Raw genomic sequence first — 16,796 nt, 5'->3', positions numbered from 1 at the left:
TTATTTTTTTACTGTATTCGCCGAATGTTGTTTGATATTTACCAGAGTTGCACAGGTAGAATTTGGGCTGATAGTTAATTGTGCTTCATCAACAACAATTTCGCCCCCGAAAGTTAATCCCATACAGTAAGAATAAAAATCACTTGATTTCTTCACCCCGTCCTGGTCAACAGCAACAGTAACCTTCTCATTGTTACACATATACCTGCGAATCAGGTAATAATAATTTGAATTAAAATCTGCTCCGTTAGCAATGGCCTGTAAACGGGCCCGGATATCGTCAATAACCTTTTGCTCACCTTCACCAGGCACAATCATATCATTATCCAGTTCCGCATTTGGGTCTGTAATAAAAATAGTATGATAAATAGGTCTGTGGCTACGGTCCGTAGTTAATTTAACCATGAATTTCCCGGGGGTATGGAAAGTATATAAAGCAGTCCGGCCTTTTACATCTACCCTGTTTGTTTCTCCGAAAGACCATTCAAACTGATTGGCTTTTCCTTCAGCTTCAACCCTGACCTCTTCATTGACGATGCCAGAAGTTGGCCCGCTGATCGTGACCATCGTATCCAGGGCGGCAATCACAGTATCCCTTACAGTAACCGGAAATTGTTCCTTTAGTTCACCGTCAACTGTTAATCTGACAATATATGATCCTGATTTATTGTAACGGTAACTTCCGTTCTGGGTGGTTAATTTTGCACCATTACCAAATTCCCAAAGCCATTTTTTTGCATTTCTTGTATTATCAGTAAATACAAGATCTTCATTCAGATACATCTCATCTTTTAAAATCCTTGCATCTACATTGCGCTTATCAAAAAAAGAACTTTTAAGCAGGAAAATAAGTGCTGCAATAATCAGGATTGCAATAAAGATGTACAGGAAAATATATCCCTGTGAATTACTGCTTACTGATTTTCCATTAGTAGTATTCGTATCGGCCATATGTTTATATTTTGGTTTGATTTAATAGGTTGATTTATCTTTTTCATCTCACATTAGGCTGGCTGCCTATCGTTTGTCTAAGCTGGCGTGTAGATAGTTTACAATCTTCGAGCGATTTGCTTAACCGGTCTGCGTCTTTGTTATTTCCTTTCAGTTCTCTGCGGTTATAAAACAAATCACTATAAAGCTGGGAGGCCTGAATAAAAGTTTTATAACGTAAATCATAGGCTTTACGGTCATAATTTGATTTAATGGAAGCCATAGAATTTTTGATGTCATTTTCCAGAAAGACTGCCTGAACCCCGGGATCAAAAGTCATAATATCCTTATAGGTCGTATCAATAGTGGCCCTTTGCTCTTTAACAGTTGCTTCAAATTCTGCGTTCTGTTCCAGTTTATCGGCAAGATCCTGCTTGGAAACTACCCGGCCGTTATCATAGTCATAAAACAGCCCGAAACTTAATAATGCGGTGGTGAACAAGAATATCCCAATAAAAAAAAGGAATTGGTCTCTTCGTTCTTTTATACTTAGTTTAATCATAATTACCTGTTAAATCTTCCTCCTCTTATCTTTTTTGCGGCGTTACTATTTGTTTTAAAACAGTTATCCAGTTGAGTTTTCAAATTGTCTATCTGAAACCTGGTTGTAAACAGCGAATCTTGTATCGCTGCCATTTGCGAGACATCATCAGTCATTTTTTTATACAAGAGAAAACTACTTACCGCAGACTTCTCTTTTTTAATAACTTCTTTGATCTTGAAATTTGTATTCTGGATATCTTCAAGCATGATCGCCTGATTATTCATCTCTTCAGAATTAATAGAGGTGTACTTGGATAGCTGTTTAAATCTCAAAAGTATCATATCAAATTTGGTATTGATATCTTTTCTCTTAGCTAAAAGCTGATCGGTTTGTTTAACTTCTTTTTCCAAAAGCTGATACTCAAATCTGGAAGCTGCAAAAAAGAGATAGACACAGAGTACAGCGAATATGGTGAGGAAAATGAAATTAAGAATAAAAAGCCGGTAAGACTTATTCAGTTCCTGAGCGTTTATTGGTTTCATCAAAAATTCTTTAGATCTGAGAGGTGTAAAATTTTAATTATGGTAACATGTTATTTAGATTGCATTAAATGATATGTATCCAAATTCTAAATTTTGGACGCAATATTGATTACCATTAACCAATTATTGTTCCATTTAAGTATTATCATATGTCAGATTTCTTATATAACAAACCATTTCGATTAAAAAATATTCTCGAAAACAAGGATCTGATAGAAGCAGATCTGGGCAAATCCATCTCTCAGAACATAGAGTTAATTATTTTTACACGATTCGGAGAACACAGGCATAACAGGAATTTTGGATGTGAAATATGGGATTTAGACTTCGAGTTAATAGTGAGTGAGACCACATGGGAAGAAAAGTTCAGACAATCTTTGCTCAGATCAATTACAGAATATGAACACCGGTTATATCAGGTTGAAGTAGAAATAAATATGACTGAAGTAGAGAAAAAATTCTCTATGAGAAACGTAACCGAAATCAAGAAAAAAGTCGATATCTCTATCTGGGGAAAGATGAATATAACAGGAGAAAAATATTATTTTAACACAGGCTTATTCCTGAGCCCTCTATCCAGTTAAGGTGCAGTGTTCTATTTTAAGGAAACACTGAACTATTTTATATACAGCACAATAGATAACAAAACCGTTACAATACAATGTACGGCTTTAACAAATACAATTCTCAATTAAATTAGTTAAGTCCTTTCAGCAACAATTACAAATAAGATCATATATAAGCCAGATGAAGAATATATTTTACTCCTCCAAAGACGAAATAAGAAATAGAATTTTAAAAAATGCGCTCGACTATTGGGGTATAAAAAACACAAATGACTTTGATCCGCTGGTTAAATTATTAATTGAAGCCCTCAGTACGGAGCTTTTTAACGTCTCTAATGATGTAAAAAATCTGGAAAACAGAATCCTGGACCGCATTTCCCGTATTCTGGCCTCAGACACCTTAACTACCGCACTCCCTGCACATGCGATCCTGCATGCACGCGCCATTGAGGCCACTGAAATCATAGACACAAAAACCCAGTTCTTTTTCAGAAAAAGGCTTAAAGATAAAACCGAGAACAATGGGGAAAACACATCAGATATATTTTTCAGTCCACTAAAGCCTGTAAAAGTATTTCATTCAGAAATAAGTTACCTGGCCAACGGAAGTAATATATTTAAGATTGATGCTCAGCATAATAAATCTTTACTGACCCATAGTAATCCAGGCCAGGGCCTGGATAAAAACACCCTTTATATAGGTATAGAGAATCCACCTTTATTAACACAATTGCCAGGTCTGAGTTTCTATTTTGACTGGCGTAACTATGTGGTAAGCGACAGCGTTTATGATCTTCTAACTTTATCTCACTGGTCTTTAAATGACCTGCCGGTTAATCTTTCTCTGAACAAATTCTATATAGAATCAGAAAAAAGCATACAATCGCCTTTTGAGAACCAGGATGTTTTAAATCTCATCACAGAAGACGTTAACACCTTTTACACCAACAGGTTCCTCACTGTAGACGAAGAAAATATATTTCCTCAGCAGTCTTATTTACAACTTTACCCAAAAGAGTTTGACCCTGTTTTTCAGGCGGGAGGTTTGTCCAGCTTTAAGAAACCTATACTCTGGATCAAAGTGGTTTTTCCTGCTGCCATTACAGAATCCATGCTAGATGAACTGCATGTCTCCATCAATGCCTTCCCTGTAGTCAATAAAAGAATACATGATTTTAAACACCGCCTGAAAATGATGACTAATATTATGCCCATCAAATTGCAGGATCACGATCAGTTTTTATGTGTCGATTCACTAACAGACAAAGCAGGGAACTCCTATACTGAAATTCCGCACAGCCATGATGACGACGCTAACTCAGGCTCATTTTCAATCCGTTACGGAGGCTCAGAAAGATTTGACAACAGAAATGCCAAGGAGATTGTAGATTACCTCTTCGAGTTATTAAGAGATGAGAAAGCCGCATTTTCGGCTTATGGATCTGATTTCTTAAACAGTTCCTTAAAAGAACTGGAACAAAACATCTCCATTATTGAACAGAAAACCAAAGCGCAGCTGGTAACTATTAAAGAACTGCTCAATTATATTATTGTCAAACCTTTAAATAACGCAGACATCCTGTTTCTTGAATTCTGGTCAACAAATGCAGAAATGGGTAATCAGATCAAATCAGGTAGTCATTTACAATCTTTCGAAAGCAGTAAAACAATACCAGAAAGCCTTTTTCTCCTAAGCAATTCAAAAGGTGGAAGATCAAGGTTAAATGCAACAAACAGAGTTCAGGCCTACAAATATGGTCTGACTACAGGAAACAGGCTGGTCACACAATCAGATATTATTAATTTCTGTCATTTTGAATTAGGCAATAAAATAAAGGCAGTAAATATCAGGAAAGGGCTTATACCTGCGCTCAACCCAAAGGAAGGATTTCTTAGAACTACAGATATCATCATCACTCCTGCCCAGCAGAATGGGTTAAATGAAGAAGAATGGAAGTCTATGCTCAGTCTGACTAAATCAAAACTGGAAATCCGCAGCACCATGAACATACACTACAGACTTTTACTGGGCTGATCAAAGCTCAGCTAAAGATAAACCGTATATCCTAAATAGGAATTAGGACTTTCCTCTCCCAGAGATCCCACCTGGTTTTGCGGGGTGGCGACCAGATTTGTAGTCACCTCAGTTTCAACAGGTACAAGATAAGATACAGCAAGATCTATTAAATGGGCATGTGCAGTCCCAGGCATAAAATTGACTAATTTCCTGATATCGACAGGTCCTACATTGATATATACATGTTCTTCATCACTTAAAAAACTACTGCCAATAATAGAATTCAGGCCTAAAGCACCCGATCCCAATCTAAACTGTAATCCCTCATCAATTGGCAAAGACTTCACATTTGTACTTTTCAGAACAGCCTCAACAGGTACTTTAAAAAGTGCAGTCAATAATTGCCCAAGAAACTTCAGATCATTACGTTTTTGATGTATAACCGGCAGAAAATGCATCCAGATGATACTTTGTTCCTTATCAAGCAGCTCAAATTCTTTCCATTCTGCCGCAAAGATATTGGTCAGGTCATCATAGGTAGTTCTTTTATCCAGTCTGTTTTCATAAAGCTGCAATACGGTTTTAAGATAATTAATCTCTGCCTCAAAAGGCATAAAGAATTTTCTGGCATCTCTTTCTTCTATTCTTCTCAGTTGTACATCTTCAACCATTTCCTCTTCAGACATCCCCGCACTCCCTGTTGGAGGGGTATGGAACAGTCCTTCGGGAAGCATATCGTAAAAGCCTTCCTGATTAACCTCTATATTTAAACAATCCTTACGTTTACTATCAGAATAATAAAATGAATAATTACCAATATCTTTTGCATAAGCCCTTTGTTTCGCACCTATAGGGAGAACTGCAATCTGATCTGTATGAAAATCCCCATTTTCGATCAGCTCTGCAACTTTAGTGATAGCTTGAAAATCAGTATTCAAATCGTTCTTTAAATGCAGCCTCTGTTTCATATATTTATTTACGATATAATTAAACTAATATACACTAATAACTATACCATTCTTATTTTGATATATTTAAGGTATTATATTTGTTAAGAGTTAAACAAAAACATCAAGTAGAATTTAATGGACGTTCAATCATTCTTTATCCGATATTTATTATTCCCTTTAATTTTTATTGTATCCGCAGCTTTACTCTCAATTGTAAACAAGAAGAACCAGTTTCTTAATAACAAAAGATTGATTATCGGTATTCTGGTATTAAGCCTGGTACTCGCTTTACCTGGTTTCCTTGGATTTCTGAGCTTCGATTTTATGCCCTGGGGATATATTATCTGTCAGATTTATTATGTGATGGCCGGTACCCTTTTTGTTTACCTGTTCACCAAAAAATATCCAAAAGAATTACTGGATAGAAAGCTTTTTATCATCTTCGGTATACTGGTGGGCTCACTGCTGAGTTTTTACTTATTCCAGCTCGCTTTTAACTGGCTTAGTGAGATTCATTTCGGGTTATGGGCTGCAACAAGCATCCTGACTTTTATCGTTCCTTTACTATTCTGGTGGGCCTATGTAGCACTGATCAGCATCCCAACTGAAATCTATAAGATCTGGCAATATCCGTCAAGCCCTATCAATATTGATATGGATCATTTAGACTTTGACCGTATGCTTGTTCTGGAGCTTGAATTATATAAAAACACAGATGATCCTGAACCTTTACGTGTAAAAGCCAAAGCCCCTGAAAATATGGTATTCGGGAACTGGTTCTATAAATTCATTGAAGATTATAACCTCAAATTCCCTAAAAGCCCTGTGAAATATACCAGTGAAGACAGTGAGTCTTTCAAGTGGATATTTTTTATTAAAACTTCTTTTTTCAGAAAGAATATATTTATTGACCCGGACCATGATATCATGACCAACCGGATCACAGAGAAAGTTACAATTTATGCGAAAAGGGTATCTGAAAATGCCAATAAGCCTGAAACAGTCGGAGACGAATCTATTTTCATATAATTAAACTACTATGATTTCACCACTAAAATATAAACCCGTTAACTGGGTGGATGGGATGAAACTATCCAGCAGCCATTTTGTTGCTACAGATCAGTTTAACCAGGACTTTGTGAGAGATGCCAATTCAATATCTTTGAACAACTTTAACTACGGCCTTCTCCCTCCTTTTGTTGGTGAGCGTGTATCACATGATATAGAAATCTCAGAAAAGGCAACAAATCATATTGAGATTAAGGTAAGGCATTGTAATGCCATTACTGCCGAGGGATGCAGAATTGATATTGCAAATACCTCAAATTATGATAACCAGCTTTCTCACAGCCAGTTTTTCAGCAATGAAAACACGGATTATTCCAAAGTTTCGGTTTATAATATCCTGTTGCTGGTCAATCCTTTTGAAAGAGTACCTTCCGGAAGCCCCGATCCGCAGGATAACCCGCCAAGATACCCGGATATTTCAAAGAAATATAGTATTGCAATTCTGCCTGCATCAGAAATAACCCCGAATGCAACAGATAGTTATCATCTTACCATAGGCCAGTTTGTGGTGGAGAATGGCAGAATAGCCATTAATACCAATTATATCCCACCAAGCAGTTCTATTGTCAGCCACCCCGGCCTGATCAGATATTATGAACTGTTCAGCTCATTAATTAACGATCTGCAGCTGGCGGCCTTTAAAATTATCGATAAGACCTCTGCTAAAGATTCCATTACTCCTCTGGGAAGAAATATCCGTTTATTATCTGAAAAGCTGCTGGATTATATCGCACAGATATTTTTCAACTACAGGAATTTAGGTTATCAGCAGTCTCCTGTTCATATTGTAGGTTACTGTTCCAACCTGGCGCATGTATTTTTCACAGGGATCAAATTGATTGAACCCAGGGAAAGAGAAGAAATGCTTAAATATTTCTACGAGTGGCGTGATGTAACTCCGGGAAACTTCGAAGAACTGCTGGCACGTAATATTGAAATGATTTATGATCATCAGAATATCCATACATCAATGTCTGCAATTGAAGAGTTTTTAAAAGTAATGGTAGCGCTCTGGAATAAACTAAGCATGCTTGAATATATAGGTCAGCGTAAAGAAAACATCGTTGTTGCAGAGCAGCAAATGGTACAGCAGGTTCAAACCAAAAGAACCTGGACTTTACTGGATTAAAACTCAAAAAATAAAAGGAGATGAATAACCTTCATCTCCTTCTCAATTCTTATTCGTCTCTTAAACAAGCTATCGGATTTTTCAGCCCGGCCTTTATAGCCTGTATACTAACAGTAACCCATGAGATAAGCAGTGCAAGAAATCCCGCTCCGGCAAAATACCATAACTGCAATTCTATTCTATAGGCAAAAGTAGCCAGCCAGTACTTTGTCAAAATATAACTCAATGGCAATGCGATCAGTATCGATATGATGACCGGCTTTACAAAATCTTTAGATAAGCTATAAATGATTGCCCATTCACTTGCTCCCAAAACCTTTCTGACCCCAATTTCTTTCAGTTTGCGTGCTGCAGTAAAAGAAGCCAGTCCGAATAAACCAAGGCAGGATATCACAATAGCCAGAATGGCGAAATACCTTGATAACAGTGAAATTCTGTTCTCTGCAATATATTGCTCCTGAAAATCCTGATCTAAAAACTTATAGCTGGGATTACCTCCCTGATTAAAATCCCTGTAAAGGTGCAGAATTGCAGCAACGGTATTCTTTTCATGCCCCGCTTTAATCTTAACCATAATCCTGTTCGTATTCTTAGCATTGTATAAGAAAAACATAGGCTTGATTACCTCGTGCATAGATTCAAAATGAACATCCTTCATTACTCCTATAATTTGCAGTTCTTTACCCCATAAAGTAAAGATCTTCCCTATAGGATCTTTCAATCCCATCACTTTTATTCCAGCCTCATTAATGATAACTTTTGTACTATCAGCACCAAACTGACTGGAAAATGCACGGCCATCAGCCATTTCCATTCCCATAGTCTCGATCAGGCCACTATTAAGACCAGCAAACTGGAACTTAATTACCTGTTTCGGATCTCTGCCTTCCCAGTTAAAATCACCAACTGTACCTTTCAGGTCCCCAATAAACCGCTTATCCATACTCGAGGCATTCACTACATCAGGGATATTTTTCAATGCTGTAATGAAAGTTCCCGCATTAGTTTTAAGTTTTCCTTCTGCTTCAATATATAAAACATTATCCTTCTGATAACCAGCCTTCGTATGCTGTACAAATTCAATCTGTTTATAGACAACCAATACAGATACAATCAGGATAACTGAAAGCGTAAACTGAAAGACAACTAATCCCTGACGCGTCCATAATTCTCCTGCACTATGACTTATTTTCCCTTTTAAGGCGGCGGCAGGATTAAAACCAGATAAATACAGGGCCGGATAACTACCTGAGATCAGTCCGGTGAAAATTGTTATCCCCATTAATGCAAGAATAAGCTTCAGATCAAAATGTAAAAACAAATGTTTTCCGGTAACTTCATTGAACTGAGGAAGCAGCAATTCCACAAAAAGTAAAGAGAAAAACAAAGAAAGAAAAGCCAGGAAAATAGCTTCTCCCATATATTGCATCATCAGTGACCCACGGCTGGCCCCCATCACCTTTTTAATACCAACCTCTTTCATCCTGACCGAAGCCCTGGCAGTTGCCAGATTCATAAAATTGACACAGGCAATAATCAGGATAAATACAGCAATCAGAGAAAACAATTTTACGTATTCAATTCTGCCACCGGCCTGTTTCCCATTTTCATATTTATCATATAAATAACTATCTGTATATGCCCTGATGAATAACTCCCTTCTATCCACTCCTTTTGACTGCATAAAATTCTTAATCCTTGAATTAAAAACCTCAACATCTGCACCTTTTTTCAGCACTACAAAGGTATTAGGGCCATGACTTTCCCATTTGCGCAATCCAGATTCCGGCACCATCAGCGGATCTATAGAAACTATAAAATCAAACTTACCTGAAGAATTAGCAGGTATATCTTTAAACACACCCGAAATCAGTGTATGGTTTTCGTTGACCATATCTGAATTTTCCCATGTAACTTCTTTTCCTACTACATCTGTACTATGGAATAATTTCATTGCCATTTGCGCTGAAATAACAATCGAATTCTTGTTATTCAGTACCTGATCAGCATTACCTGAAATTAAAGGATACGAAAACACCTTAAAAAAATTCTTTCCGGCAAAAAGTCCTCCCCCCTGAATACCTGTATTATTTTTCACAGAGAGTTTGCTTGATGCAATCCAATAAGCAGGCGAAACCATAACTGCATCCTCTACCTCTGGCATTTCTTTTAAGAGAGCTTCAGCTAACAGGCCGGCAGTCAGATCGGTAGTATTGATCCCTGCTTCAGTCTTTTCATTCTCCATCACCTGGTAAAGCTGACTTCCTTTCTCCTGAAACTTATCCATTCTGAGCTCATCATTTACCCATAAATAAATCAGTAAAGTACAGGTAAGCCCGGCAGTTAGCCCTACAAGATTAATAAAGAACGAACTCTTATATTTTTTAAAATTTCTATAAATCAGTAACAGATGATGTTGGAACATAATTAATTTAATTTACTGATCTCGTTATAGCCATACTGATGCCATCCTTTAAAAATGACTCAACACAACAAATAGCGCATTTTTAAATATTCAGCTGATCGGAAATGAACAGTTAGTGTCCGGTAATGTTCAAAATCCAAGTTAATCACAAAATCAACACTAAACGATTTTAATCGTTATTTAATGTCGGATTTTTCAAATAAATTTTACCTTTAGTTTTCCTACAGTATTAAGTATTATCATTGTTTAGGTTAAGAAATAAATTCATTAATAATACCCGCATGAATACGATATCATCCATGTTAAAAGATCATGGAACCCTTATACAGATCATTTTATATCTTGTTGTAATTATCTCGATCTGGCTTGCAGAATTTAGTGTTGCACTACACTCCCTGAAAAAAAAGTGGCAGCATACCTGGGGTAACCTGAAATTTATCATGACTGCTCTTCCTATACAACTCACCATGACAGTGATCGTTATATTTGTTTCCGGATGGGTCAGCATTCACCATTGGGGAATTTTATACTTATTGCCTCATAGCCATAGCCCATGGGTAAAATATGTTGCTGGTTTCTTCCTGATGGACTTTTTCGAATATATTTATCATGTAATTATGCATAAAGCGGGGCCTTTATGGAATTTCCATCTGGTACACCATACAGATATCGAAATGGATGTCTCTACTACAGTAAGAGAACATCCCGGTGAAACTTTTGTCAGAGTTTGTTTCCAGATTGTCTGGGTATTTTTAGCCGGTGCTTCCATAGGATTGCTTTTATTAAGACAAACCGTACAGACATTTGCCAATTTAATTGCGCACACCTATTTAAAGCTCCCAAAACGGACGGAGAAAATATGCGGGTTATTATTCATCACCCCTAACCTGCACCACGTACATCATCATTTCGAATTGCCGTATACAGATTGTAATTATGGCGATGTATTTAGTATCTGGGACAGGATGTTTGGTACTTATAAAGAAATGGAAGCCTCAGAGATCCGGTTTGGGCTGGACGTATATCATGGTCACCCGCCTTCCAACTTTTTTCATCTGATTAAATTTCCCTTTTTTAAAAGGAATAAACCTGAATAAATATGTGGTGGATCTATGCTTTATTATCGGCCTTCTTTGCAGCATTAACAGCAATACTGGCAAAAATCGGGATTAAAGGTATAGATTCCAATCTGGCCACAGCCATCAGAACCGTGGTGATTTTATTACTGGCCTGGGCGATTGTATTTTTCAGAAATGATCATCACGGTATTGCCAGTTTGACCAGACAAAACTGGACATTTCTGCTTTTATCAGGATTAGCGACAGGCTTATCCTGGATCTTTTATTTTAAGGCACTGCAAATGGGAAAGGTTTCACAGGTTGCCCCTGTAGATAAGGCAAGTGTAGCCATTGCAATTCTATTATCGGTTATCTTTCTTGGCGAACCGCTCACTGTTAAAACAGGTCTTGCGGTATTATTAATTATTGGCGGAACTCTTATATTGATCTTCTAAATAAGTATTTAAAACCTTTCCATACCAATATTTCCTTTCCTCCAGAATTACTACAGAGTCTATGTGTTTTTTTGCATCAAAAACATCATGAAAAAGACGGCCACCTTAGCCATACTTCTACTCAATTTCTGTGCAGCAGCAGCTTTACAGGCACAAACAAAAACAGGAATCCATTTATTAAACAGCCATAAAGTAAGTGGTGATGAAAGCTGGGATTACCTGCTTGCTGATCATACACAAAACAAATTGTACCTCTCTCATGGTATACAGGTGAATATTATCAATGCGACCACAGGAGATTCAGTCGGTATCATTAAAAATACACCAGGAGTACATGGTATAGCCATTGTTCCGGCCTTAAAAAAAGGATATACTAGTAATGGAAAATCGGGTGATTGTACAGTTTTTGACCTCCATACCAATACGGTATTGAAAAAGATAAAAGTTGGGGATAACCCTGATGCAATTTTCTATGATGATTTTTCAAAAAAGCTATTTGTCTTTAATGGGCATAGCCTGGACGCCAGTATCATTGATCCTGTAAAAGATGAAGTAATTGCAACTATTCCATTGGGTGGTAAACCAGAAACTGGTGTATCTGATGGAAAAGGCAATGTTTATGTCAATCTGGAAGATAAAAATGAAGTTGTATGTATCAATACCCATAATTTTAAAGTGACCGGACGTCACAAACTGGCGGGTGGTGATGAGCCATCTGGTTTAGCTATAGACGGGTTAACATCCCGTTTATTTGTTGGCTGTGCGAACAAAATATTATTTGTTCTGGATGCTGCTACTGGTCAGAAAATAGCTGCTTTACCTATTGGTGAGGGCAGTGATGGCGTTGCTTTCGATCCACAGTTAAAACTTATTTACAGTGCTAATGGAGAAGGTACACTAACAGTAATTAAAGAAATAAATGCCAATAAATTCACTGTACTTGAAAATGTTAAAACCCAAAAAGGTGCGCGGACATTAGCATTGGATTACGAAAGCCATCACATCTTTTTGCCTACGGCAGATTTGAAGCCTGGTGAAGGTAAAAAATCAGGACGTTTTCCAGGAACATTCAGGGTATTGACTTACGGAAAATAAAACAGGTTAAAAGATAAAGAGCGGCAGAAAATCCGGCCGCTCTTTTTACGTTAAACAAAAAATCTATTTAACCCTATAAAACCTTCTGACCATACTTGGTAAAATAATCAATAATAAAGGCAGTGCAATTATAAAACCACCAATCACAGCTATGGCTAATGGCTGATGCATCTGTGCCCCCGCGCCAATCCCTAAAGCCAGTGGCATCAGTGCAATAATAGCTCCCAGTGCGGTCATCAGTTTAGGTCTTAACCTGGTCGATATAGAATAAACAATAGCCTCATCCACAGTTTTATCCTGTAAAGACTCTTTAAACTGTAAAAAAGTGAAGATTGCATTTTCTCCTATAATCCCTACAATCATAATCAGCCCCGTATAACTACCTACATTCAAAGGTGTATGTGTCAGGAATAAAGCCAGGTAACTTCCTGAAATCCCCAGTAAAGAAATCGTAAGGATAATAAATGCGATCCTAAAGTCCTTAAAAAGAAACAAAATCACACTGAACACCAATAAACTTGAAGCTACCAGGATCGTTAACAGTTCTTTGAATGACTGTTGCTGCTCTGCATAGGCTCCCCCATATTCAATATGATAACCAGCAGGCAAATTAACCTTAGATCCGATCACTTTTTGAATATCTGTCATCACACTTCCCAGGTCTCTGGATTCCAATCTGGCGGTTACCACACCTATAGATTGTAAATTCTCTCTCTTAATTTCAGCATCTCCCGCTTTGATGCCCACCTGTGCAAGATTCTGAATAGGTACAACACCACCACCAGGTAAAAACAATTGCAGCTTACTGACATCTGTTATACCAAACTGCTTCGCACCGGGATAAATCATCCGGATCGGCGTAAGCTGTTGCTGATCATACACATTACCAATAACATTTCCCTGTAAAGCATTCTGGACCTGAAACTGAAAATCTCCCGGTGTAATTCCGTATTGTGCAAGCAGTGCGAAATCAGGCTGTATATTTAAAGAAGGCCCCGCGTTAACAATTCCGTTAAACACATCTGCAGTCCCGGTAACCTTTGCTACCAGTTCGGCAACCTGCTTTGATAAAGCTTTTAACTTATCCTGTTCATTACCAAATATCTTAACCTCAATAGGTTGGGTAGAACTCATTAAATCACCCAGCATATCCCCTATTACCTGCCCAAAATCAACTTTTAACGCTGGTTGAGAAGCCAGTATTTTAGATCTGATATCACTAATCACCTCATCTGTACTTCTTTTCCTGTCTGGTTTCAACTGGATCAGATAATCACCAGTATTAGGTTCAGTAATAAAAAAGCCCATTTGTGTACCCGTTCTACGGGAATAAGTCTGTACTTCTGGTATTTTGACAATTAGTTTCTCTACCTCCCTGAGCATTCTGTCAGTTTCAGCAAGAGAAGTACCCGGAGGGGAATTATAATCAACTACGACACTTCCCTCATCCATTTCCGGTAAAAATCCAGTTTCCAGCCCTGGAAGGATTAAAAAGATAATCACCGCTAAAACAACCATTGAAAGATAACTTATCCATGGTTTTTTAATAAAATAATAAACCCAGTTCTGCTGATGAACCTGATGGGTAACCGCTTTTACCGAATTAGCTGAAGTATCTTTCGTTAATAACAAGTATACAACTGGTAAACCAATCCAGGTGACAAAGAAAGAACAGACTAAAGTAATGATCATCGTATTAGTCATCACCTGAAAATATGATCCTGCCACCCCGGTCATCAGCACAAAAGGCACAAAGATCACAATGGTACTGATCGAAGAACCCAGCATAGCCGGAAACAGATAATCGATAGCTTTTTTCAGCAGGTTTACCGTAGGTTCTTCGGGATGCTCCTCATGCGTACGGTGAATCTGTTCCACCACTACAATCGCATCATCTATAATCAAGCCTATAGCAGCTGCAATAGCCCCTAAAGTCATAATATTCAAAGAATATCCAATTCCATAGAGTACAATTACAGTTAAACATAAAGTAATTGGAATGGTAATCAATATCGTTGCACTCGCTTTTAAAGACCTTAAAAAGATAATCGCAACGATAATGGCTAAAGCCAGTCCAATCAATAAACTATCACTTACACTTCTTACCGACTCTTCTACAAAGTCAGATTGCTGATAATAAGGTTTTATAGTTACTCCTTTAGGCAATATTTTTCTAAGTGCTACAATTTTTTCCTGCATCTGCGTGGACAGATCTACCAGATTCGCATTAGGCTGTTTAATGACCGCAACCAGAATTGCGTCTTTACCATTCGCATTAATCCTGGTATAAGCTACACCCTCCTGAATTTTAACCTCACCTACATCTTTTACCCTGACTATCCGGTTATTCTTTTTACTGATAATCAGGTTTTCAAGATCTGTCTTTGTTTTGATAGTGGCATCCGTAATTGATAAATACAAATAATTATAATCTGATAAATACCCGTTAGACTTAATAAAATTTGTCTGTGTTAAAACTGTATTCAACAGATCAGGACTGATTGACAAAGCACTCATTTTTTGTCTGTCCAGCTGAATCCAGTATTCTTTATCCTTCCCTCCGATTACCCTGATTTCAGACACACCGTCAACCTGTGACAAGAATGGCTTAATGGTATAAGTAGCTAATTTTTTTAAGGCAATAGGTGACTGTGTATGACTTTCTAAAGTATAACCACTTACCGGCAAAATCGAAGGATTCATCTTCTCTACCGACAAATTCACCCCTGGCGGTAAGCTATTCCTGATTTTTTCTATTTGAGACTCAATTCTTTGCTGACTTAAATCAATATCAGCGTTCCAGTTCATATACGCAGAAATCTCACAACTTCCTCTGCTGGTTGTGCTCCTGATCAAATGAAGATCAGGCACTTGTTTAACTGCATTTTCCAGAGGCCGCGTTACCGTAATCATCATTTGATCTACGGGCTGCAATTCAGCATCTGCAATAATCTTTATTTTAGGAAAAGTAATCTCCGGGAACAGCGAAGTTTTTAAATGCTGATAGGAAAACAAGCCACCCGCCAGGATAAGGATCAGTACAACAACGAGCGGATTTCTATGAGAAATAAAAAAGTTCTTCATTATTTAGTGATTTTAACTTTTGCCGTGTCTGCAAGTCCGTAATTGCCTATAGTAATCAGGCGGTCTTTCACTGCAAAAACAGGAGATAATATCTGAATCGACTTCCCATCCTCCATTCCTTTTTTCACAACCGTTTTCACTGCCGTAGAATCATTGATCATCTTCATCACCCAAAATTCATCTTCTGTTTCATTAGTTAGCACAGCCGATTTAGGCAATACCTGTACATTGGAAACTGCAGACTTGACAACCCTTACTTTTGCAATCAGATTTTCGGGGATCGGATGTGAAGCATTGACCTTAATAACCATGCGCTGGGTTTGCGCTAAAGAATCAACTGCAGGCAAGGCCGATGTAACTGTTCCTTTTAGTTTTTCGCCATCAGGCAGAGTCAGCTCCAAAGTTTTATTCTGAACCAGGACACTGCGCATTTCATAAGGCAGGTCCAGCAAAAACACCAGACTGGATTGATTGATAATCGTGGCTAAAGCCTCACCGTCCTGTACATAATCACCCTTTTGATGATTAACCAGTATAACGTAGCCGCTTTTTTCTGCACGGATAGTAGAAATCCCGGAGAACTTAAACCCAGGATCAAGCTGGTTAATTGAATTGCCAATTGCGCGTGCTTCTTTAGTAATCAGCTTAAATAAAACCTGGTTACTGCCTACTACCGTACCCGCCTGTACAGCTGCGCTTTGTAAGTAACCATTAGTATTCGCTTTCACAAAGCTTTTTTCAAGATAAGCGGAAGTAGCGTTTAATACCACGTCTTCACTCAAAGCAGAATTACTGATCGTAACTACTTGTACCGGGGTTTCCGGTGTTACAGTTTCCTCGGCTGCTGGTTTAGCACCCTGCTGACAGGACACCAGTAATGCTGCAGATACAGTAAGGAGCAAAACGTTAATTATCATCTTTTTCATTCGGTAT

The 16,796-nt window shown here is 37.8% G+C and carries 14 protein-coding genes; 7 read left to right on the top strand and 7 right to left on the bottom strand.

Annotated elements, in window-relative coordinates:
* The 3 genes from HDE68_RS17490 to HDE68_RS17480 are packed head-to-tail and all read right to left on the bottom strand — an operon-like array spanning position 1 to position 2,016.
* Positions 1–951 carry a PKD domain-containing protein gene (locus HDE68_RS17490; RefSeq protein ID WP_183883501.1) on the bottom strand — a complete coding sequence of 317 codons (951 nt, stop codon included), beginning with the start codon at positions 949–951 and terminating at the stop codon, positions 1–3.
* A 43-nt stretch (positions 952–994) separates the two neighbouring features.
* A complete protein-coding gene (locus HDE68_RS17485; protein WP_183883500.1) occupies positions 995–1,492 on the bottom strand; it encodes a type VI secretion system transmembrane protein TssO in 498 nt (165 codons plus the stop codon).
* 2 nt (positions 1,493–1,494) lie between these two features.
* Positions 1,495–2,016, bottom strand: a complete 522-nt coding sequence (locus HDE68_RS17480) for a type VI secretion system TssO (RefSeq protein ID WP_183883499.1) — start codon at positions 2,014–2,016, stop codon at positions 1,495–1,497.
* 149 nt (positions 2,017–2,165) lie between these two features.
* Between HDE68_RS17480 and HDE68_RS17475 the strand changes: the two genes are divergently transcribed.
* Together HDE68_RS17475 and HDE68_RS17470 are read left to right on the top strand one after the other, a co-directional pair.
* The gene (locus tag HDE68_RS17475; RefSeq protein WP_183883498.1) at positions 2,166–2,600 is read left to right on the top strand and encodes a GPW/gp25 family protein; all 435 of its coding nucleotides are present in this window, start codon (positions 2,166–2,168) and stop codon (positions 2,598–2,600) included.
* A 163-nt stretch (positions 2,601–2,763) separates the two neighbouring features.
* Complete coding sequence (locus tag HDE68_RS17470) at positions 2,764–4,617, top strand: type VI secretion system baseplate subunit TssF (protein WP_183883497.1); 1,854 nt, start codon at positions 2,764–2,766, stop codon at positions 4,615–4,617.
* A gap of 11 nt (positions 4,618–4,628) precedes the next feature.
* Here HDE68_RS17470 and HDE68_RS17465 read toward each other — a convergent pair whose 3' ends face one another.
* Positions 4,629–5,567: a type VI secretion system baseplate subunit TssG gene (locus HDE68_RS17465; RefSeq protein WP_183883496.1), complete on the bottom strand. Its 939-nt coding sequence runs from the start codon at positions 5,565–5,567 to the stop codon at positions 4,629–4,631.
* 117 nt (positions 5,568–5,684) lie between these two features.
* Between HDE68_RS17465 and HDE68_RS17460 the strand changes: the two genes are divergently transcribed.
* Both HDE68_RS17460 and HDE68_RS17455 read left to right on the top strand, forming a co-directional pair.
* Positions 5,685–6,578 carry a TssN family type VI secretion system protein gene (locus HDE68_RS17460; RefSeq protein ID WP_183883495.1) on the top strand — a complete coding sequence of 298 codons (894 nt, stop codon included), beginning with the start codon at positions 5,685–5,687 and terminating at the stop codon, positions 6,576–6,578.
* A gap of 10 nt (positions 6,579–6,588) precedes the next feature.
* Positions 6,589–7,746 (top strand): hypothetical protein, encoded by a 1,158-nt coding sequence (locus HDE68_RS17455; protein WP_183883494.1) that lies wholly within the window; start codon positions 6,589–6,591, stop codon positions 7,744–7,746.
* 49 nt (positions 7,747–7,795) lie between these two features.
* Here HDE68_RS17455 and HDE68_RS17450 read toward each other — a convergent pair whose 3' ends face one another.
* The gene (locus tag HDE68_RS17450; RefSeq protein ID WP_183883493.1) at positions 7,796–10,171 is read right to left on the bottom strand and encodes an ABC transporter permease; all 2,376 of its coding nucleotides are present in this window, start codon (positions 10,169–10,171) and stop codon (positions 7,796–7,798) included.
* Between the two features lie 281 nt (positions 10,172–10,452).
* On the opposite strand from HDE68_RS17450, the gene HDE68_RS17445 reads away from it, so the two are divergent.
* From HDE68_RS17445 to HDE68_RS17435, 3 genes are all read left to right on the top strand, one after another.
* Complete coding sequence (locus HDE68_RS17445) at positions 10,453–11,268, top strand: sterol desaturase family protein (RefSeq protein ID WP_183883492.1); 816 nt, start codon at positions 10,453–10,455, stop codon at positions 11,266–11,268.
* Positions 11,269–11,270: 2 nt separating this feature from the next.
* Complete coding sequence (locus HDE68_RS17440) at positions 11,271–11,684, top strand: EamA family transporter (RefSeq protein WP_183883491.1); 414 nt, start codon at positions 11,271–11,273, stop codon at positions 11,682–11,684.
* 87 nt (positions 11,685–11,771) lie between these two features.
* A complete protein-coding gene (locus tag HDE68_RS17435) occupies positions 11,772–12,779 on the top strand; it encodes a YncE family protein (protein WP_183883490.1) in 1,008 nt (335 codons plus the stop codon).
* A 63-nt stretch (positions 12,780–12,842) separates the two neighbouring features.
* Here HDE68_RS17435 and HDE68_RS17430 read toward each other — a convergent pair whose 3' ends face one another.
* Positions 12,843–15,863, bottom strand: coding sequence for an efflux RND transporter permease subunit (locus HDE68_RS17430; RefSeq protein ID WP_183883489.1), 3,021 nt, complete (start codon positions 15,861–15,863; stop codon positions 12,843–12,845).
* Positions 15,863–16,789, bottom strand: a complete 927-nt coding sequence (locus HDE68_RS17425) for an efflux RND transporter periplasmic adaptor subunit (protein ID WP_221300778.1) — start codon at positions 16,787–16,789, stop codon at positions 15,863–15,865. Before HDE68_RS17425 ends, HDE68_RS17430 begins: the two co-directional genes overlap by 1 nt.
* Positions 16,790–16,796 lie beyond the last annotated feature (7 nt).

The organism is Pedobacter cryoconitis, from assembly GCF_014200605.1.
Taxonomy (GTDB): domain Bacteria; phylum Bacteroidota; class Bacteroidia; order Sphingobacteriales; family Sphingobacteriaceae; genus Pedobacter; species Pedobacter cryoconitis_B.
The sequence above is the reverse complement of the archived record's forward strand: the minus strand, read 5'-3'. Positions and strand labels throughout refer to the sequence as shown.